This window comes from Pseudomonas sp. Irchel 3F6, from assembly GCF_900187595.1.
GTDB lineage: Bacteria > Pseudomonadota > Gammaproteobacteria > Pseudomonadales > Pseudomonadaceae > Aquipseudomonas > Aquipseudomonas siliginis.
The window spans coordinates 39,367-57,808 of sequence record NZ_FYDP01000006.1; the positions used below are offsets into that span (position 1 = coordinate 39,367).

Sequence of the window (18,442 nt, forward strand, 5' to 3'; positions counted from 1 at the left end):
TGACCAAGCGCGGATTTCTATAGCGACAGCAGCAACTAAAAACCAAACGATCGTTCCGGAAAAGGAAGTTTCAAAGTGAAGCGACTATTCTGCTTGGCCGCGATTGCGGCCGCACTGATGGGGCAAAGCATTACTGCACAAGCCGCTGGCGTTGAATTCGCCGTCGGCGGTACCAGCGATTCGACAATGACGTATCGCTTAGGCATGAATTTCGACTGGGACAAGAGCTGGCTGCAGAGCGACGTGGGTCGCCTGACCGGCTACTGGAGCGGTGCCTACACGTACTGGGAAGGTGACAAGACTTCCAGCAACAACAGCCTGTCGTTCTCACCTGTATTCGTTTACGAGTTTGCCGGCCAGTCGGTCAAGCCATACGTGGAAGCGGGTATCGGCGTGGCGTTCTTCTCCAACACCGAATACGAAAGCAACAACCTGGGCGGCTCCTTCCAGTTTGAAGACCGCATCGGTGTCGGCCTGCGTTTCAACGGCGGCCACGAAGTCGGCATCCGCGCCACGCACTACTCCAACGCCGGCCTGTCCAGCGACAACGATGGTGTAGAAAGCTACGCGCTGCATTACACAATGCCGCTGTAATCCGCCTACGCGGAACCAACGTGGGAACGAGCCTGCTCGCGAAAGCAGAGTGTCAGTCAATTCAAATGGTGGCTGACACACCGCCTTCGCGAGCAGGCTCGCTCCCACAGTTGTTTCTGCGCCGTGAAAGAAATCAGCGGTAGGCTGTAGCAATTCCCCGGCGCTCTTCGATGCACTCCGGCGCGCCCATTTCAAACTCGCGGCAAATCAGCGGGCGTCGTTCATAGATCGTGCACATCATGCTGTCGCGATCCAGTGCCGCGCACCAGCCGTCGTCCAGACGCAGCATCACTTCGCCGCCCCATTCATCGGTATCGATAAAGCGATCAGGCACGCCGGTGTCGGTGATCAGCATCACTTCGAGCTGGCAGCAGCACGCCGCACAGGTCGAGCAGGTGACCGCCGGTTCGGCGATTTGTGTGTGAGGGATGGTTTTCATCGTGGCAGTGTAAGGCAGTGATCGCTGTGGGTGTGAAAGCGCTGACGGACGCTCACGGCGCCAGACGCCGTGCCATCAAGTGCAACAGCGGGAACAGCCCTGCCCAGAGCAGTCCGATGACGATCAGCGTCGACACTTCGCCGTAAGGGAAATGCACGCCGGCCAAGCGTCCGCCACCGTAGTACGACAACGCCCCGCCCACCGCGCCAAGTCCGCTGGCCAGCCACCATGGCCGCGCGCTCCAGGCCAGGCAGTGGCGCAACGTGGTGGCGAGCAGTGCCCATAGCAGCATCAGCCACAGCGGAATCAGCGGCGAGGCGTCTGCAAAGCGGAACACGTCGAGGTAACGCAAGACGCTGTCCACCGCCGTGCCGACAATCACCACGCACAGAATCAAACGACCTTCTGCCGCCCAACTGCTGATCCAGCGCAGATGAATCACCAGAGCCGCCACCGCCAGCAACAGCCATAAACTGTTGCCGCCGAGCACGCAGGCCAGCCAGCCGAGCTGAAACAGCACGGCATTGGCGATTTGCTCACGCATCGAAGCGCCCGAGCAGCGGCGCGGTCATCGCCGCCGGTTTGGCCAGCAGCAATTGCGCGGTGCCGATGGTGCGTTCGAGGAACCCGCCCTCGCAATAGCACAGGTAAAACTCCCACAAACGCAGGAAATAATCGTCGTAGCCCAGCTCGCTCAGGCGACCATGGGCGAGGCGAAAGTTCTCGTGCCACAGGCGCAGTGTCCTGGCGTAATGCAAGCCGAAATCTTCCATGTGCAGCAGGTTCATGTCGGTTTCGCGCCCGACCACATCGAGCATCTTGTGCACCGAGGGCAGGGCGCCGCCGGGGAAGATGTAGCGCTGGATGAAGTCTACGCTGCGCTTGGCCTGTTCGTAGCGTTGTTCGCGAATGGTGATCGCCTGGAGCAGCATCAGGCCGTTGCTTTTGAGCAACTGCGCGCATTGTTTGAAGTAGGTCGGCAGGAACCGATGGCCGACCGCTTCGATCATCTCGATCGACACCAGTTTGTCGTACTCGCCGCTGAGGTCGCGGTAGTCCTTGAGCAGCAGGGTGACGCGATCCTGCAAGCCGAGTTGTTCGATGCGCTTGGCAGTGAACGCGAACTGCTCTTTCGACAGCGTCGTGGTGGTCACGCGGCAACCGTAATGCTGTGCTGCGTAAAGGGCCATGCTGCCCCAACCGGTGCCGATTTCCAGCAGGTGGTCGCTGGGCTTGAGCGCGAGTTTCTGGCAGATGCGTTCAAGTTTGTTCAATTGCGCCTGTTCCAGGGTGTCGCTCGGCGAAAGGAACTGGGCGGCGGAATACATCATGGTCGGGTCGAGAAACTGTTCGAACAGTTCATTGCCGAGGTCGTAGTGCGCGGCGATGTTTTTCTGCGAACCCTTGCGCGTGTTGCGATTGAGCCAGTGCAGGCCTTGCACGAAGGGCCGGCCCAGACGCGCCAGGCCACCTTCCATGGCATCGAGTACATCGAGATTGCTGACGAACACGCGCACCACAGCAGTCAGGTCCGGCGAACTCCAATAGCCGTGGATGAATGCTTCGCCGGCGCCGATCGAGCCGCTGCTGGCGACCATGCCCCACAGGGCCGGGTCGAGTACATGGACTTCGCCGAGCAGGGCGCTGCCCGGGGTGCCGAAAAGCATTTGTTCGCCATCCTCGACGACCATCAATTGTCCGTGTTTGAGCTGGGCCAATTGGCGCAACACGCCACGGCGCAGCAGCGAGCCGGTCAAACCGTTGGTGCTGAAGCGACCGAGCGGCAGGCTAGAGGATTTCATGGTGCGGCTCCTTCGGAGGCACAGTGGCGGTTTTAAAGCTGCCGTCGGCAGCCTGGTGAGGGAAGATCGGCGCGCGCTTGAGCAGCAGTCGCAGTGCTTGCCAATAAATCGCCAGAGCGGTTTTTGCGGTCATCCACGGGAAGCGCCGCAGATAGCGATGCAGGCTGCGACGATCGAGCGGTTCGCGGCGCAGATTCAGTGTGGCGTCGAACAGTTTCTCGCTGCCCTGCCAATCGGCCATGTGCACACCCAGGCTTTGCGCGGCCGGGCTGAAGCTCATGCGGTATTCGAGGTCGCGGGGCAGAAACGGTGAAACGTGAAACGCCTTGGCTACAGCAAAATGTTGGTGGAAATCCACCAGACTGGTCGGCGTCTGCGCCGGCAACACGTAATGAAAACGCTCGCGCCATGGCGTATTGGTGACTTCACAAACGATCGCCGCCAGTTGTCCGTCGGCTTCATGGCAGTAGAAGAAGCTCACCGGATTGAACGACAGCCCCCAACTGCGCGGCTGGGTCAGCAGGCATACCGCGCCTTGTGGTTCATGACCGATGGCTGCACCGACCTGCTGGCGCACCGCGTCGATCAGGCGTATGCCCTTGCCGGTGAAGGCTTTGAGGTAATCGGTTTCGCGAAACGAGAACGGCGCGAAACGACTGCGCCCCGCCAGCGGCGACAAGGCCAGCACGGCGTCCTGTTCGCTCAGGTCGAGGTAGAGCAAACCGATGCGGTAGCGGAATTCGTGGCGGCGCGGCGCAAAACGTCGGTGGCCGATGACGCCGCTGTAGAGGGCGCTGTTCACAGGGTTTCACCGAACGCGGCGGCTACGCGCAGCCCGCTGACAACGCCATCTTCATGAAAGCCGTTGGCCCAGTAGGCGCCGCAATAATGCGTGTGCTGCTCGCCGTCGAGTTCGCCCCAGCGGTTTTGCGCGGCCGCTGCGGCGAGGGTGTATTGCGGGTGAGCGTAGGTATAGCGGGCCAGCACTTTATCGGGGCTGATGCCGGCAGTCTGGTTGAGGCTGACGCAGAACGTGGTGTCGCTCTCGATGCCCTGCAGGATGTTCATGTTGTAGGTGACCGCCGCGCGGGTATGGCCGGCGCCGCCGAGGCGATAGTTCCAGCTGGCCCAGGCCAGTTTGCGCGTAGGCAGCAGGCGCGTGTCGGTGTGCAGCACGACGTCGTTGTCGGCGTAGAGCAGGGCACCGAGAATCGAACGCTCGGCGTCGCTCGGGTTGGCCAACAGCCTCAGGGCCTGATCGCTGTGACAGGCGAACACCACCTTGTCGAAATGTTCGAGGCCGGCCGGGCTGTGGATAACCACACCATGCTGATTGCGCTCGACGCGGCTGACCGGGCAGGTCAGGCGAATCCTGTCGCTGAACGAAGCGGTCAGCGGCGCGACGTAGGCACTGGAACCGCCTTCGATGACCTGCCACTGCGGCCGATCACTGACCGACAACAGGCCATGATTCTTGAAAAAACGCAGGAAGAATTGCAGCGGGAAATTGAGCATTTCCGCCATTGGCATCGACCAGATCGCCGCGCCCATCGGCACGATGTAGTGCAGGATGAAGCGCTCGCCGTAGCCGCCGGCCTTGAGGTAATCATCGAGCGTGGTATCGGCGGCGATGCGCAGTTCCACCAGGTCGCGCTGGGCTTCTTTGTTGAAGCGCAGAATGTCGCGCAGCATCCCCCAGAACCCGGGCGACAACAGATTGCTGCGCTGGGCGAACAGGCTGTTGAGGTTGTTGCCGTTGTACTCCACGCCAGTGTCCGGGTCGGTTACCGAAAAGCTCATTTCGGTCGGCTTGAACGCCACGCCGAGCTGGTTGAGCAAGCGAATGAAGTTCGGGTAGGTCCAGTCGTTAAACACGATGAAACCGGTGTCGATGGCGAACGATTGCCCAGCCACGCTGACCGGTACGGTGTGGGTGTGGCCGCCGACCCAGTCACTCGCTTCGAACACGGTGATGTCGTGGCGGCGGTTCAGCAGGTAGGCGCAGGTGAGCCCGGCGATACCGCTGCCAATTACGGCGATTTTCATATCGGGTCCCGCTGCGGAGGGTTCTTGCGCACCATGCGTTTGCCGATCGCCAGTTGCGCGCGGGCGGGCAGCTTGGACAGCGGCCACAGCGCGGCCATGAACAGCCCCGGGAAGGCAATTTCCAGCGGACGGTCCTTGAGTTTGGCGAAGATGTGCCGCGCCGCTTTATCTGCGGGCCAGCTCAGCGGCATCGGGAAATCGTTCCTCTCGGTCAGCGGCGTTTCGACAAAACCCGGGCTGATGATGGTGACTTCAATACCTTCATCCGCCAGATCGATGCGCAGCGATTCGAACAGGTAACGCAGCCCGGCCTTCGATGCGCCATAGGCTTCGGCCCGTGGCAGCGGCAGGTAAGTCACCGAGCTGGCCATGCCGACCAGATGCGGCGCGGTGCCTTTGCGCAACAGCGGCAGGGCGGCTTCGATGCAATAGCTGCTGGCGAGCAGATTGGTGCGCACCACGTGCTCGATGATCGACGAATCGAACTGGCGCGCGTCGACATATTCACAGGTGCCGGCGTTGAGAATCACGCTGTCCAGCGAACCCCAGGCCTCGGTGATCTGCTCACCGATTTCGCGCACGGTCTGACTGTTGGTCAGATCGCCGGGCACCACCAGCACCTGGCCCGGATAACGCTGGGACAAGACCTTGAGCGGCGCGGCCGAGCGCGAGCTGACCGCCAGGTGTGCGCCGCTTTTCAGAATGTCCTCACACAAGGCTGCACCGATGCCACTGCTGGCGCCGGTCAACCAATACCGCCGTGGAGGTGTACGACTCATCCCATTCTCCTTTTCAGCCAGGCAATCACCCGGCCCAATATTGGCAAGTGTTCATACAGCAGCGCCCCGGCATCGAAATAATCCCGATGGCGATAAACCTTGTCGCGCCAGAGCAGGTGCGAGCAGCCACCGACCCTGATTTCCCGACCGTTGGCCAGGCGCGGATGGCGATAACTCATGACCCAGCGCAGGTAACCCTCACCTTCGCGGATCTGGTCGAAACCATGAAAATCGAAACGCAGATCGCTGACGTTGGCGTACAGCTCACTGAAGTAATCCCGCAGTTGTGCCAGGCCCTGAACTTCGTGCAGCGGATCGGTGAAATGAATGTCGTCGCTGTACAGCTCGCCGAGGCGATGCAGGTTGTCTTTGTTCAACCCGCAAAACTCGCGGGCGAAGCTGCGCAGGAATTCACTCATCGCTGCCGCCCACAGGCTGGCGCGACGGCAGGTTCTTGAACGCCGTCAGCGCACGCTCGCGTGAAGTGCTGAGGTTGACGATCGGCGCCGGATAACCGGCCACGCCGAACAGTCCTCCGGCTGCCGCCGGATTGTGCACTTCCTTCTTGTTGAGCCCGGCCAGTTCCGGCAACCAGCGCTTGATGAACACGCCTTCGGCATCGAATTTTTCCGACTGGCTCAGCGGGTTGAAAATACGGAAGTACGGCGCTGAGTCGGTGCCGGTCGATGAGCTCCATTGCCAGCCACCGTTGTTGGCCGCCAGGTCGCCGTCGATCAGGTGGCGCATGAAAAAGCGTTCGCCCTCGCGCCAGTCGATCAGCAGGTTTTTGGTCAGGAACATCGCCACGACCATGCGCAGGCGATTGTGCATCCAGCCGGTTTCCAGCAATTGGCGCATCGCCGCGTCGATGATCGGCAGCCCGGTGCGTGCCTCTTGCCAGGCCTTGAGTTCTTCCGGCGCATCGCGCCAGGCCAGCGCTTCGGTTTCCGGGCGGAAGGCGCGATGCCGAGAGACGCGTGGGTAGCCGACCAGAATATGTTTATAGAACTCGCGCCACAGCAGCTCGTTGATCCAGGTCACTGCGCCGACCTTGCCGCTTTCGAACTCGCCCTGATTGCTTTGCAGTGCAGCGTGCAGGCACTGGCGTGGCGAGATCACGCCGGCGGCGAGATACGCCGACAATTGGCTGGTGCCAGGTTTGGCTGGGAAGTCGCGTTCGCTGCGGTAGTAGTCGATCTGCGCATCTGTGAAGGTGTCGAGGCGGCGTCGCGCCTCTTGCTCGCCGGCCGGCCACAGGGCGCGCAGGGATTCGCTCGGTGTGGCGAAACCTTTTACCGCCTCCGGAATTGCATCGCTGGCGATATCCAGCGCGGCCTGCTTGCCGGGTGCCTTGACCAGTGCCGGCATCGAGCGATGCAGGCGTTCGTAGCAGACTTTGCGAAACTGACTGAACACCTGGAAGTAGGTGCCGGTCTTGGTCAGCACTGTGCCGGGTTTTAACAGCAACTGATCCAGGTAACTGTGGAATTCGATGCCTTCGGCTTGCAACGTTTCGGCCACGGTTTCATCACGGCGGCTTTCGTGAACGCCGTATTCCTCGTTGACGTGCACCGCCTCGATCTTCAATTGCCGGCACAGCTTGAGCAGTTCTGCCGGTGCCTGATCCCAGTGCGGTGCGCTGCGAATCAACAACGGGATGTTCAGCGCGCCGAGGCTCTGGCTCAGTTCGCGCAAATTGCGCAGCCAGAAATCCACTTTGCACGGCGCATCGTCGTGCGCCAGCCATTGCTGCGGACTCAACAGATACACCGCCACGGTCGGGCCGCGAGCTGCGGCGGCCGCGAGGGCTGTGTTGTCACGTTGGCGCAAGTCGCTGCGCAGCCAGATCAGTTGCATGTGATTAAACCCATCATCAAATCAATCCGCGCTCGAGCAGCGCCTGGTGTGCGGCAAGCGGATCTTCAGCCAGGAACAGGTCGGCAGTCTGGGCGGTGCGTGCGGACAATTCGGTGTGGTGAATGTGCACCGTGGGGCCAGCAATCAAGGTCGGGCAATTGACGTTCGCCAGCAGCTTGGGCAGCTGCGCCAGTTGCATGGCTTTGCTCGAATACAGCAGCACGCCACGGGCTTGCAGATGCTCGACGGTCAGCGCCAGCTCACCGGCCGGCAGTGGCCAGTCGAACACTTGCACCGGGCAATCGGCACTGCTGATCAGCCATGCGCACAGCCACAGATGCGGCTCCAGCGGCAGGTCGGAATGATTGATCAACAGCAGCGGCGCCGAATGCAGCTGACGGTTGTTATGGTAGATGCGTGCGCCGAATTTGCTGCGCAACCAGGAAAAGAAAAACGTCCGTTCCATCTGCGCACCGAACTGGCCCTGCCAGCGCTGTTCGAGCTCGGCCAGCAGCGGCATCAGCAATTGCTCGCACAACGTCCGTGGCGGATACAAGGCGATGGCCTGATTGACGCTGTCATCCAGCGCGCGCTCATTGAGCGAGGTGACCGCCGACAGCAACGTCTGATGCAGACGCTGCCAATCGTTTTCCACAGTTTCCGTGAAGGCCTGCGGCGCATCGAGCAGTGGCTTGACCTGGCTCACCGCAACGCCACGGTTGAGCCAGGTGAGGATGGCCATGATCCGCTGCACATGTTCAGCGCTATACAGTCGATGGCCCTTGGGCGTGCGCTGGGGCACCACCAACCCATAGCGACGTTCCCACGCGCGCAGGGTGATGGCGTTGACGCCGGTCTGCCGCGCGACTTCGCGAATCGGCAACCAGCCCTCGTCGAGGGCTTTCTTGAAGTCGGCGCCGAGGTCTTCCTGGGCGCTGCTGTCGGTTTTATCGTTCATTAGATCGCGTTTCGCAGACTGAGGTTTTCCGGATGCGGCTGCAGGTAAACCTGCTGCGCGATGTACGGGTCCGGATGGAGTCGAAAGTGATGTTTGAGCAGCGTCAACGGCACCACCAGCGGCACGATGCCCTGGCGGTACTGGCCGATGATCTGCTGCATTTCCTGTTTGTCTTCGGCGCTCAGCGATTGTTTCAAATAACCGCTGAGGTGCAGCAGCACGTTGCAGTGGGTGCCGCGAGTGGCGCATTTCTTCAGCGCGGCCATCAGCTCGCTGAAATAGCGCGGGCCGAGTTCGGCGGGATCGCTGTCGGCCATGTTGCCGAGCATCTTGCCGAGGTTTTTGTATTGCAGCGGGTTGTGCGCCATCAGCTGGTACTTGTAGCGCGAATGGAACTCGGTAAGGGCGCGGCGGCTCAGGCCCTCGGCGAGCACTTGCTGCCAAGCGCTGTAGGCCAGGACGCGGGTGATGAAGTTTTCCCGCAGCACCGGATCGTTGAGGCGTCCGGCTTCTTCCACCGGCAGATCCGGATGCTGTGCACAGAATGCCTGCGCATAGATCCCGCGTCCGCCACCATTCACTGGCGCGCCGTTGTCGTGATAGACCTTGACCCGTTCCAGCCCGCAGGAGGGCGACTGCTGCATGAAGATGTAGCCGGACAGGTCCTGCAACTCGGCGGCCATTTTCTCGCCGTACTCGGCCAGCGGCCTGGTCACGTTGATGGTCCGGTCAACGGTGCCGACCGCCTCGGGTTGCTCAGGGTCGCCGACCAGCCGAATCGGCTCACGGGGAATACCCATGCCGATAGCAACTTCCGGGCAAAGCGGGACGAATTCGAAATATTCGGTAAGGGTACGGCTGCACAGCCGCGATTCCTTGTGCCCACCGTTGTAGCGCACTTCTTCGCCCAACAGGCAGGCGCTGATGGCGATCTTCGGCTTGGACAGGGAAGCAGTAGACATGAGCACCTCGAATCTATACCTGTACAGAGAGTTATCTCTGTACAACTTTTCCTCAGCATAGATCGATGGATGTACAAGTCAAATGATTTGTATAAGATTTTTCTACAGCGCTGAATATGTGGGAGCGAGCCTGCTCGCGAAAGCGGTGGGTCAGTGAATGAAATTGCATTTGATACAGCGCTTTCGCGAGCAGGCTCGCTCCCACAAGGGAAATCTATTTCCAGCCCAGTAACCAGTGCTCGCTGTCTTTCAGCACCTGCCAATCCAGTCGCTCGCTACGCTGGGTCAGCACCGCCTGCAATTCAACTTCCAGCACCGTACCTTCCTCGTCGCGGATCAGTTCGGTGACCAGAAAATGTTTTTCGCGATTTTGCGGGTGGGCTGCTGTCCACTTCGACAGCAGCAATTTGCGCGGATTGATGCGATTCATTGCAGGTGTTCGTGCAAGCGACGTGCAGCCTCCTGACCGCTCAGCCAAGCGCCTTCAACGCGGCCCGACAGGCACCAGTCGCCGCAGGCGTACAAGCCCAGGTCGGCGTCGGCCAGCGTGGTCCACTCGTGGCCGGTAGCGGGGCGGGCGTAGAGCCAGCGGTGGGCGAGGCTGAAGGTCGGCGCAGGCATGGCGCTGTGCAGCAGTTCGGCGAACGCACCGTGCAGATGTTCGATTACTGCTTCCTTGGAGAGGTCGATGTGTTGCCGGCTCCAGGCGCTGGTTGCATGCAGCACCCAAGTGTCGAGAGTGCTGTCGCGCCCGGGTTTGCTGCGGTTGCGCGCCAGCCAGTCGAGCGGGCTGTCCTGCACGAAGCAGCCTTCGATTGGCGTATCCAGCGGGGTTTCGAAGGTGAGGGCGACGGCCCAGGTCGGCTCCATTTTCACCCCGGCAGCGACGCCGGCAAGTTTCGGTGCGGCGGCCAGCAGCGCGGTGGCTTGCGGTGCCGGTGTGGCGATCACCACATGGCTGAAGGGGCCGTGGGTGCATCCGTCGGCGTCCTGCAGATGCCAGTGTTCTTCGCCGCGATAGACCTCGGTGATGCGGCAGGCAAACTGCACGTCCAGGCCATCGAGCAGGCCACGGGTGATGGCGCTCATGCGCGGCGTGCCGACCCAGCGGGTCTGCTCGTCCGGCGACATGTTCAGTTGGCCGCCCTGGAAGGTGTACAGCTGCGGCGTCCACTCAGCGGCCCAGCCCCGGCTCTGCCAGCGCTGCACTTCGGTGACGAAGCGCCGGTCGCGCGCGGTGAAGTATTGAGCGCCCAAGTCCAGCGAGCCGGCGTCGCTACGCTTGCTCGACATGCGCCCGCCGCTGCCGCGGCTTTTATCGAACAGTTGGACGGTATGCCCGGTCTCTGTCAGAGCCTGAGCGGCGGAGAGCCCGGCGATGCCGGTGCCGATGATTGCGATAGGTACAGTCATAGGGGCCTCGTTTACCTTTCTGTACAGACTACGCCGTCGATGAAACCTGTACAATTCTGTTTTTTGGTATAACTTCTAGCGTTCTCGTTCTGACAGCTTGGCCTATTGTTAAACCATAGAGCCTGCCCGATCGAAAAGATCCCTGCCTATAAAAATAGACTAGTGATCCGGGTTAAACGCCACGCGAGGAAGATGTCATGCACATATTGCTGACCGGCGGTACTGGTTTGATCGGACGTCAGCTCTGCCGGCACTGGCTGGAGCAGGGCCATCGGCTGACGGTGTGGAGTCGCCGCGCGGAAAAAGTCGCGCAGATCTGCGGCGCGCAGGTGCGCGGAATTTCGCGTCTGGAGGACCTCGGCGAAGAGCCGCTGGATGCGATCGTCAATCTCGCCGGCGCGCCGATTGCCGACCGCCCCTGGACCCATCGTCGCAAGGCGTTGCTGTGGAGCAGCCGCATCACCCTGACGGAAACGCTGCTGGCGTGGCTGGAAACTCGCGCGCAGAAACCGTCGCTGCTGATTTCCGGCTCGGCGATCGGCTGGTACGGCGACGGTGGCGAACGCGAGTTGACTGAAGAATCACCGCCGGGCATCGACGACTTCGCCAGTCAGTTGTGCATCGCCTGGGAAGAAACCGCCCTGCGCGCCGAAAACCTCGGCATCCGCGTGGTACTGGTGCGAACCGGTCTGGTGCTGTCGGCTGAGGGCGGCTTTTTGTCGCGGCTGTTGCTGCCGTTCAAGCTCGGGCTGGGCGGGCCTTTGGGCAATGGTCGGCAGTGGATGCCGTGGATTCACATCGACGATCAAATCGCCCTGATTGATTTTCTTCTGCACCGGAATCAGGCCAGCGGTCCTTATAATGCCTGCGCGCCGAAACCTGTGCGCAACCGCGAATTTGCCAAGACCCTGGGCAGTGTGTTGCACCGCCCGGCGTTCATGCCGATGCCGACCCTGGCGCTGAAAGTCATGCTCGGCGAGCTGTCACTGTTATTGCTCGGCGGCCAGCGTGCGACGCCGGCACGCCTGGTGGAAGCGGGGTTCAGCTTCCGCTTTACGGATTTACGCGCGGCTCTGGATGACCTCTCCAGCCGCCTCTGAAATAGGACGTTGCATGACCGATCACGCTTTGCTTCTGGTCAACCTGGGCTCTCCGGCCTCCACCTCGGTGGCCGATGTGCGCAGCTACCTCAATCAATTTCTGATGGACCCCTACGTGATCGACCTGCCATGGCCGCTGCGGCGGCTGCTGGTGTCGCTGATCCTGATCAAGCGTCCCGAGCAATCGGCCCATGCCTATGCCTCGATCTGGTGGGAAGAGGGCTCGCCGCTGGTGGTGCTCAGCCGCCGCTTGCAAGAGCAGATGACCCGCACGTGGAAACACGGCCCGGTGGATCTGGCGATGCGCTATGGCGAGCCGTCGATCGAGACCTGTCTGCTGCGGTTGGTGAAGGCCGGGCACAGGAAAATCACTCTGGCGCCGCTGTACCCACAGTTCGCCGACAGCACCACGACCACGGTGATCGAAGAAGCCCGGCGCGTGCTGCGCGAGAAGAAGCTCGACGTGCAGTTGTCGATCCTGCAACCGTTCTACGATCAGCCGGAATACATCGAGGCGCTGGCCGCCAGCGCTCGACCACATCTGCAGCAGGACTACGATCATCTGCTGCTGAGCTTTCACGGCTTGCCTGAGCGCCATCTGAGCAAACTCGATCCGACGGGCAATCACTGTCTCAAAGGCGCCGATTGCTGCCAGACCGCCTCGCCGGCGGTATTGGCAACCTGTTATCGCGCGCAGTGTTTCCGTACCGCCGCCGCCTTCGCCAAAAGCATGGGGCTGGCGGACGGCAAATGGTCGGTGTCGTTTCAGTCGCGCCTGGGCCGGGCGAAATGGATCGAGCCGTACACGGAAGCGCGGCTGGATGAACTGGCCAAAAGCGGGACGAAAAAGATTCTGGTGATGTGCCCGGCGTTCGTCGCCGATTGCATCGAGACGCTGGAAGAGATTGGCGATCGCGGTAGGGAACAGTTCCGCGAAGCGGGGGGCGAGGAGTTGGTGCTGGTGCCGTGCCTGAACGACGACCCGCAATGGGCCAAGGCGCTGGCGACCCTCTGCGAACGAGCGCCGCTGGCCCTTTAAAAGCTTCGCGAGCAGGCTCGCTCCCACAGGTTGAAATGCATTCCAGACCTGTGGGAGCGAGCCTGCTCGCGAATGCTATCTGTCAGGCGATGAAGATCCGAAAGCCTTAGATCAGCGGCTCATCCGCCTTCTTCTGCTTCCAGCCATCATTGCCCGGCAGGATCAGGTTCAGCGCAATCGCCACCACCGCGCACAGCGCGATGCCTTTGAGGCCGAAGTCATCAGGACCGGTGCCGGTGCCAACCAGCACGCCGCCGATACCGAACACCAGCGTCACCGAAACAATCACCAGGTTGCGCGCTTCGCCCAGGTCGATCTTGTGGCGGATCAGGGTGTTCATGCCCACTGCCGCGATCGAACCGAACAGCAAGCACAGAATCCCGCCCATTACCGGCACCGGAATGCTTTGCAGCAGCGCGCCGAACTTGCCGATGAACGCTAGGGTGATGGCGAAGATCGCCGCCCAGGTCATGATTTTCGGGTTGTAGTTCTTGGTCAGCATCACCGCGCCGGTCACTTCGGCGTAAGTGGTGTTGGGCGGGCCACCGAACAGGCCGGCGGCCGTGGTGGCGATGCCGTCACCGAGCAGGGTGCGATGCAGGCCCGGCTTCTTCAGGTAATCGCGACCGGTCACGCTACCCACGGCAATCACGCCGCCGATGTGTTCGATCGCCGGGGCCAGTGCCACTGGAACGATGAACAGAATCGCCTGCCAGTTGAACTCCGGCGCGGTGAAGTGCGGCAGAGCGAACCATGGCGCTGCAGCAATTTTCGCCGTGTCGACCACGCCGAAATAGAACGACATGGCAAAACCCACCAGCACGCCGGAAATGATCGGCACCAGACGGAAGATGCCTTTGCCGAACACCGCCACGATCAGCGTGGTCAGCAGCGCCGGCATGGAAATCATCATCGCCGTCTGATAGTGGATCAGCTCGCTGCCGTCGCCGGCCTTGCCCATCGCCATGTTCGCGGCAATCGGCGCCATGGCCAGGCCGATGGAGATGATCACCGGACCGATCACTACCGGCGGCAGCAAACGGTCAATGAAGCCGGTGCCTTTGATCTTCACGGCGAGGCCGAGGAAGGTGTAGACGAAACCGGCCGCCATCACCCCGCCCATGGTCGCGGCGAGGCCGAACTGGCCCTTGGCGAGAATGATCGGCGTGATGAAAGCGAAGCTCGAGGCCAGGAACACCGGCACCTGACGTCCGGTGACGATCTGGAACAGGATCGTCCCCAGACCCGCGGTAAACAGTGCCACGTTGGGGTCCAGGCCGGTGATCAGCGGCATCAGCACCAAGGCGCCGAAGGCCACGAACAGCATCTGCGCGCCGGACAGCACCGTGCGCCAGAGCGGATCGTTGAACTCTTGCTGCATGGTCACGCGTCCTTCTGCTTGGTGCCGAAGATCTTGTCACCGGCGTCGCCAAGCCCAGGAATGATGTAGCCGTGCTCGTTCAAACGTTCATCGATGGACGCGGTGTAGATGGTCACGTCCGGGTGCGCCTGTTCGACCGCAGCAATGCCTTCCGGCGCGGCCACCAGGACCATGGCGCGGATGTCGCGGCAACCGGCCTTTTTCAGCAGGTCGATGGTGGCAACCATGGAGCTGCCGGTGGCGAGCATCGGGTCGATGATCATCGCGAGGCGCTCGTCGATTTCCGGTACCAGTTTTTCCAGATAGGTGTGCGCTTGCAGGGTCTCTTCGTTGCGGGCAACGCCCACAGCTGAGACCTTGGCGCCCGGGATCAGGCTGAGCACGCCTTCGAGCATGCCGATACCGGCACGCAGGATCGGCACGACGGTGATCTTCTTGCCGGCGATTTTCTCCACCGACACGGTGCCGCACCAACCGGCAATGTCGTAGGATTCGAGCGGCAGATCTTTTGTAGCTTCATAGGTCAACAGGGCGCCGACTTCCTGAGCGAGCTCGCGGAAATTCTTGGTGCTGATGTCTGCGCGGCGCATCAGGCCGAGTTTATGACGGATCAGCGGATGGCGGATCTCGAGGATGGGCATGGGAAAGGCTCCGGCGGCGGGCAAAAAAACCGGCCTAGATTAATCTATCCGAGGGTGATGTCCTATAGGACATTCTGTACGTTAGTCCATAAGAGCTTGATTCGACCTCGCGGGATGCGTACCTTTGCCCGCTTTTCCAATTCCGCCAACCCCTGGAGAGCGCCATGTCCGCTGATCTCGAGCATATCCGTCAAATCATGCGAGAGGCTGACTGCCTGTACACCGAGTCTGAAGTCGAGGCGGCCATCGCCCGCGTCGGTGCACAAATCAACGAACAACTGGCTGACAGCAATCCGGTGGTTTTCTGCGTGATGAACGGCGGCCTGATCTTCTCCGGCAAACTGCTGACGCATCTGCAATTCCCGCTGGAAGCGTCCTACCTGCACGCGACCCGTTATCGCAACGAAACCAGCGGCGGCGACCTGTTCTGGAAAGCCAAGCCGGAAGTCTCGTTCATCGACCGCGACGTGCTGATCATCGACGACATCCTCGATGAAGGTCATACCCTGGGCGCGATCATCGACTTCTGCAAACACGCCGGCGCACGCAAAGTGCACACCGCCGTGCTGATCGACAAGGACCACGACCGCAAGGCACGTCCTGACCTGAAAGCCGATTTCGTCGGCCTGCCGTGCATCGACCGCTACATCTTCGGTTATGGCATGGACTACAAAGGCTACTGGCGCAACGCCAACGGGATTTACGCCGTTAAAGGCATGTAAGAACCTGCATTGCCCCCTGTGGGAGCGAGCCTGCTCGCGAAGGCGTCGTGTCAGTCAGCATCATTGAAAACTGACACACCGCTTTCGCGAGCAGGCTCGCTCCCACAGTTGTTTTTGTGTGTGCTGATCCTTGCGCGACAGCCATGCTAGAGTGCTCGGCCCCGCCCCCCGGAGCCTGTCATGCGCCTCTTGATCCGCAGTCTCGCCGCCCTGTTGCTGTCCCTCAGCCTGCCGCTGTCCGCCGCGCCGATGCACAGCCAGTTCCTGCCGCCGGACGATCTGACCCTGCGCGACGCTGAACCCGAGCAGCAGCAACTGCTGCAAGTCAGCGAGTATTCGGTGGTGGTCGGTGCGCAGCGCCAGTCCAATCAGCAGCCGATTCCGGTCACCTCATCCTTGTTGATCCGCCTCAAGGGCAAGTCTCTGAACAAAGGCGCGAACATCAACCAGGTGCTGGTGAGTTTCGACGGCGAAAGCAAAAGCCTGAAAAAACCGGCCTACGACGACAAAAGCAAAACCCTGACGCTGTTCTATCCGCTCGCTCAGTACCGCGTGGTGATGGATCTGCTGCGCAACGACACGGTGTATGTGCAGTTCCTCAGTTATGCCAATGGCCATATCTGGGCCGATCTTCATACCGGGGCGATTCGTCCGCGTTGAGCCGGGCGGCCGGGCAAGGGTAAACTGCCCGCCCCGTGTCATGTCTGCGAGCTGGAGTCGGCAATGCGTAAAGATAAGAAACAAGTGATTGGTGACGAGATCGGCGATGAGCAGATCAAGCTGTTCCTCGATTTTGAGCCGGTCGACGCCACTTCGCCGTCGCTGCACAAACTGATCAAGGCCTATCGCGGTTTGCGCATCGATGATTTCGAGCGCTTTCTGGGCTTCTTCGTTGCGGCGGGTTATGACGTTGATGGCAAGGATGAGCAGGGCAAGACCTTTGTTGACCTGATCGCCGATCAGCGCAACGCCCCGGACTACATCGAGCTGATCGAAAAGTCCCGCTCTTAAGATCAAAAGATCGCAGCCTGCGGCAGCTCCTACAGGGTGTAAATCAATCCCGTGTAGGAGCTGCCGAAGGCTGCGATCTTTTTCTTTTCAAGGCCATAAAAAAACGCCCCGATCGGGGCGTTTTTTTCATGCAGCAAGATCAAGCGAAGCTTGGCGTCTCGCTGCTTTCTTCAACCAGTTCCAGGGCGATGTTGTTCTGCGTGTTGATCTTGCGATACAGCGCAGCATCGGTTTCCAGAACCTTTTCACGGGCCGGGAAGATCTCGGCCAGTTTGCTTGCCCACTCGCCGGACGCCTTGGCCGGGAAGCACTTCTCGATCAGTTCGAGCATGATCGAAACGGTCACCGACGCGCCTGGCGAAGCGCCGAGCAGGGCGGCGAGGGAGCCGTCCTTCGCCGCGACCAGTTCGGTACCGAACTGCAGGATGCCGCCCTTTTTCGGGTCCTTCTTGATGATCTGCACCCGTTGGCCGGCCACTTCCAGGCGCCAGTCTTCGGCTTTCGCCTGAGGGTAGAAACGCCGCAGGGATTCCAGACGCTGTTCCATCGATTGCATCACTTCGCTGACCAGGTACTTGGTCAGGTCCATGTTGTTTTTCGCCACCGCCAGCATCGGCCCGATGTTGCCGGCGCGCACCGACATCGGCAGGTCCATGAAGGAGCCATGCTTGAGGAACTTGGTGGTGAACCCGGCGTATGGCCCGAACAGCAGGGATTTCTTGCCGTCGACGACGCGAGTGTCGAGGTGCGGCACCGACATCGGTGGCGAACCTACGGCCGCCTGGCTGTAAACCTTGGCCTGGTGGTGCTTGACCACTTCCGGGTTATCGCAGCGCAGCCACTGGCCACTGATCGGGAAGCCGCCGAAGCCTTTGCTTTCTTCGATGCCCGAAGCCTGCAGCAACGGCAGGGCCGCGCCACCGGCACCGAGGAAGACAAACTTTGCGTCGACTTCGCGGGTGTTGCCGTTGTTGACGTCTTTGATGCTGACGGTCCAGCCGGCGCCGTTACGCTTGAGGCCGGTCACGCGCTTGCAGTATTTGACCTGGGTGTCCGGGGCACTGCTCAAATGCTTGAGCAACTGATTGGTCAGGGCGCCGAAGTTGACGTCGGTGCCGTTCATCACACGGGTGGCGGCGAGGACTTCGTTTGGCGAGCGGCCCGGCATCATCAGCGGCATCCACTCGGCCATCTTGCCTTTGTCTTCGGTGTACTCCATGTCGGCAAACGCGTGGTGCTTGCTCAGGACATTGAAGCGCTCCTTGAGGAACGACACACCGCTTTCGCCCTGAACGAAACTCAGGTGCGGAACCGGGCTGATGAAGGATTTGCACGAGCCGAACGTGCCTTTTTTGGTCAGGTACGACCAGAACTGCTTCGACACCTCGAACTGGGTGTTGATGTGCACGGCTTTCTTGATGTCGACGCTGCCATCGGCGGCCTGCGGCGTGTAGTTCAGCTCGCACAGGCCGGCGTGACCGGTACCGGCGTTGTTCCACGGATTGGAACTCTCGGCGGCGCCGGAATCCATCAGCTCGACGACTTCCAGCTTGATCGCGGGGTCGAGCTCTTTGAGCAGTACGGCCAGGGTGGCACTCATGATGCCGGCCCCTACCAGAACTACGTCGACTGCTTCGTTATGCGCCATTTAACGCGTCTCCCAAATCTGCAGCACCAAATTGTCGGCATGGCTGCCAG

Annotated in this window: 21 protein-coding genes; 6 read left to right on the plus strand and 15 right to left on the minus strand. The window is 61.0% G+C overall.

Annotated elements, in window-relative coordinates; genetic code table 11:
* Positions 1–75: 75 nt before the first annotated feature.
* The gene (locus CKW30_RS19540) at positions 76–594 is read left to right on the plus strand and encodes an acyloxyacyl hydrolase (RefSeq protein ID WP_041480001.1); all 519 of its coding nucleotides are present in this window, start codon (positions 76–78) and stop codon (positions 592–594) included.
* Positions 595–727: 133 nt separating this feature from the next.
* Here the strand turns inward: CKW30_RS19540 and CKW30_RS19545 are convergent, their stop codons facing one another.
* The 12 genes from CKW30_RS19545 to CKW30_RS19600 form a co-directional block, all read right to left on the minus strand.
* On the minus strand, positions 728–1,033 hold the full coding sequence (locus tag CKW30_RS19545; RefSeq protein WP_024014290.1) for a YkgJ family cysteine cluster protein: 306 nt from the start codon (positions 1,031–1,033) through the stop codon (positions 728–730).
* Between the two features lie 52 nt (positions 1,034–1,085).
* Entirely contained in the window at positions 1,086–1,577 is a 492-nt protein-coding gene (locus CKW30_RS19550; protein WP_095181655.1) for a DUF2878 domain-containing protein, read from the minus strand.
* Positions 1,570–2,835 carry a cyclopropane-fatty-acyl-phospholipid synthase family protein gene (locus tag CKW30_RS19555; protein ID WP_095181656.1) on the minus strand — a complete coding sequence of 422 codons (1,266 nt, stop codon included), beginning with the start codon at positions 2,833–2,835 and terminating at the stop codon, positions 1,570–1,572. The genes CKW30_RS19550 and CKW30_RS19555 overlap by 8 nt, the downstream gene beginning before the upstream one ends.
* The gene (locus CKW30_RS19560) at positions 2,822–3,637 is read right to left on the minus strand and encodes a DUF1365 domain-containing protein (RefSeq protein ID WP_095181657.1); all 816 of its coding nucleotides are present in this window, start codon (positions 3,635–3,637) and stop codon (positions 2,822–2,824) included. Before CKW30_RS19560 ends, CKW30_RS19555 begins: the two co-directional genes overlap by 14 nt.
* The gene (locus CKW30_RS19565) at positions 3,634–4,881 is read right to left on the minus strand and encodes an NAD(P)/FAD-dependent oxidoreductase (RefSeq protein ID WP_095181658.1); all 1,248 of its coding nucleotides are present in this window, start codon (positions 4,879–4,881) and stop codon (positions 3,634–3,636) included. Before CKW30_RS19565 ends, CKW30_RS19560 begins: the two co-directional genes overlap by 4 nt.
* The gene (locus CKW30_RS19570; RefSeq protein WP_041479996.1) at positions 4,878–5,660 is read right to left on the minus strand and encodes an SDR family oxidoreductase; all 783 of its coding nucleotides are present in this window, start codon (positions 5,658–5,660) and stop codon (positions 4,878–4,880) included. Before CKW30_RS19570 ends, CKW30_RS19565 begins: the two co-directional genes overlap by 4 nt.
* Positions 5,657–6,079: a nuclear transport factor 2 family protein gene (locus CKW30_RS19575; protein ID WP_071173575.1), complete on the minus strand. Its 423-nt coding sequence runs from the start codon at positions 6,077–6,079 to the stop codon at positions 5,657–5,659. Before CKW30_RS19575 ends, CKW30_RS19570 begins: the two co-directional genes overlap by 4 nt.
* On the minus strand, positions 6,072–7,517 hold the full coding sequence (phrB, locus tag CKW30_RS19580) for a deoxyribodipyrimidine photo-lyase (RefSeq protein ID WP_095181659.1): 1,446 nt from the start codon (positions 7,515–7,517) through the stop codon (positions 6,072–6,074). The genes CKW30_RS19575 and phrB overlap by 8 nt, the downstream gene beginning before the upstream one ends.
* Before the next feature lie 16 nt (positions 7,518–7,533).
* The gene (locus tag CKW30_RS19585; RefSeq protein ID WP_056790272.1) at positions 7,534–8,475 is read right to left on the minus strand and encodes a MerR family transcriptional regulator; all 942 of its coding nucleotides are present in this window, start codon (positions 8,473–8,475) and stop codon (positions 7,534–7,536) included.
* A complete protein-coding gene (locus CKW30_RS19590; protein ID WP_095181660.1) occupies positions 8,475–9,437 on the minus strand; it encodes a DUF523 and DUF1722 domain-containing protein in 963 nt (320 codons plus the stop codon). The genes CKW30_RS19585 and CKW30_RS19590 overlap by 1 nt, the downstream gene beginning before the upstream one ends.
* A gap of 214 nt (positions 9,438–9,651) precedes the next feature.
* The gene (locus tag CKW30_RS19595) at positions 9,652–9,867 is read right to left on the minus strand and encodes a TIGR02450 family Trp-rich protein (RefSeq protein ID WP_076564097.1); all 216 of its coding nucleotides are present in this window, start codon (positions 9,865–9,867) and stop codon (positions 9,652–9,654) included.
* Positions 9,864–10,850, minus strand: coding sequence for an NAD(P)/FAD-dependent oxidoreductase (locus tag CKW30_RS19600; protein ID WP_095181661.1), 987 nt, complete (start codon positions 10,848–10,850; stop codon positions 9,864–9,866). Before CKW30_RS19600 ends, CKW30_RS19595 begins: the two co-directional genes overlap by 4 nt.
* A 197-nt stretch (positions 10,851–11,047) precedes the next feature.
* Between CKW30_RS19600 and CKW30_RS19605 the strand changes: the two genes are divergently transcribed.
* The gene (locus tag CKW30_RS19605; RefSeq protein ID WP_056790263.1) at positions 11,048–11,950 is read left to right on the plus strand and encodes a TIGR01777 family oxidoreductase; all 903 of its coding nucleotides are present in this window, start codon (positions 11,048–11,050) and stop codon (positions 11,948–11,950) included.
* 13 nt (positions 11,951–11,963) lie between these two features.
* Positions 11,964–12,989 (plus strand): ferrochelatase, encoded by a 1,026-nt coding sequence (gene hemH, locus CKW30_RS19610; RefSeq protein ID WP_095181662.1) that lies wholly within the window; start codon positions 11,964–11,966, stop codon positions 12,987–12,989.
* 106 nt (positions 12,990–13,095) lie between these two features.
* Here hemH and CKW30_RS19615 read toward each other — a convergent pair whose 3' ends face one another.
* Together CKW30_RS19615 and upp are read right to left on the minus strand one after the other, a co-directional pair.
* Entirely contained in the window at positions 13,096–14,370 is a 1,275-nt protein-coding gene (locus CKW30_RS19615) for a uracil-xanthine permease family protein (protein WP_071173568.1), read from the minus strand.
* A gap of 2 nt (positions 14,371–14,372) precedes the next feature.
* The gene (gene upp, locus CKW30_RS19620) at positions 14,373–15,011 is read right to left on the minus strand and encodes a uracil phosphoribosyltransferase (protein ID WP_024014279.1); all 639 of its coding nucleotides are present in this window, start codon (positions 15,009–15,011) and stop codon (positions 14,373–14,375) included.
* Between the two features lie 164 nt (positions 15,012–15,175).
* Here upp and CKW30_RS19625 point away from each other — a divergent pair, with 164 nt between their 5' ends.
* The 3 genes from CKW30_RS19625 to CKW30_RS19635 all read left to right on the plus strand — a co-directional run bounded on the left by CKW30_RS19625 (position 15,176) and on the right by CKW30_RS19635 (position 16,744).
* Positions 15,176–15,733 (plus strand): hypoxanthine-guanine phosphoribosyltransferase, encoded by a 558-nt coding sequence (locus CKW30_RS19625; RefSeq protein ID WP_016773231.1) that lies wholly within the window; start codon positions 15,176–15,178, stop codon positions 15,731–15,733.
* Between the two features lie 180 nt (positions 15,734–15,913).
* The gene (locus tag CKW30_RS19630) at positions 15,914–16,393 is read left to right on the plus strand and encodes a hypothetical protein (RefSeq protein WP_056790257.1); all 480 of its coding nucleotides are present in this window, start codon (positions 15,914–15,916) and stop codon (positions 16,391–16,393) included.
* Positions 16,394–16,456: 63 nt separating this feature from the next.
* Positions 16,457–16,744, plus strand: a complete 288-nt coding sequence (locus CKW30_RS19635; protein WP_041479985.1) for a PA4642 family protein — start codon at positions 16,457–16,459, stop codon at positions 16,742–16,744.
* 139 nt (positions 16,745–16,883) lie between these two features.
* On the opposite strand, the gene mqo is transcribed toward CKW30_RS19635, so the two are convergent.
* On the minus strand, positions 16,884–18,392 hold the full coding sequence (gene mqo / locus CKW30_RS19640; RefSeq protein ID WP_095181663.1) for a malate dehydrogenase (quinone): 1,509 nt from the start codon (positions 18,390–18,392) through the stop codon (positions 16,884–16,886).
* Between the last annotated feature and the right edge of the window lie 50 nt (positions 18,393–18,442).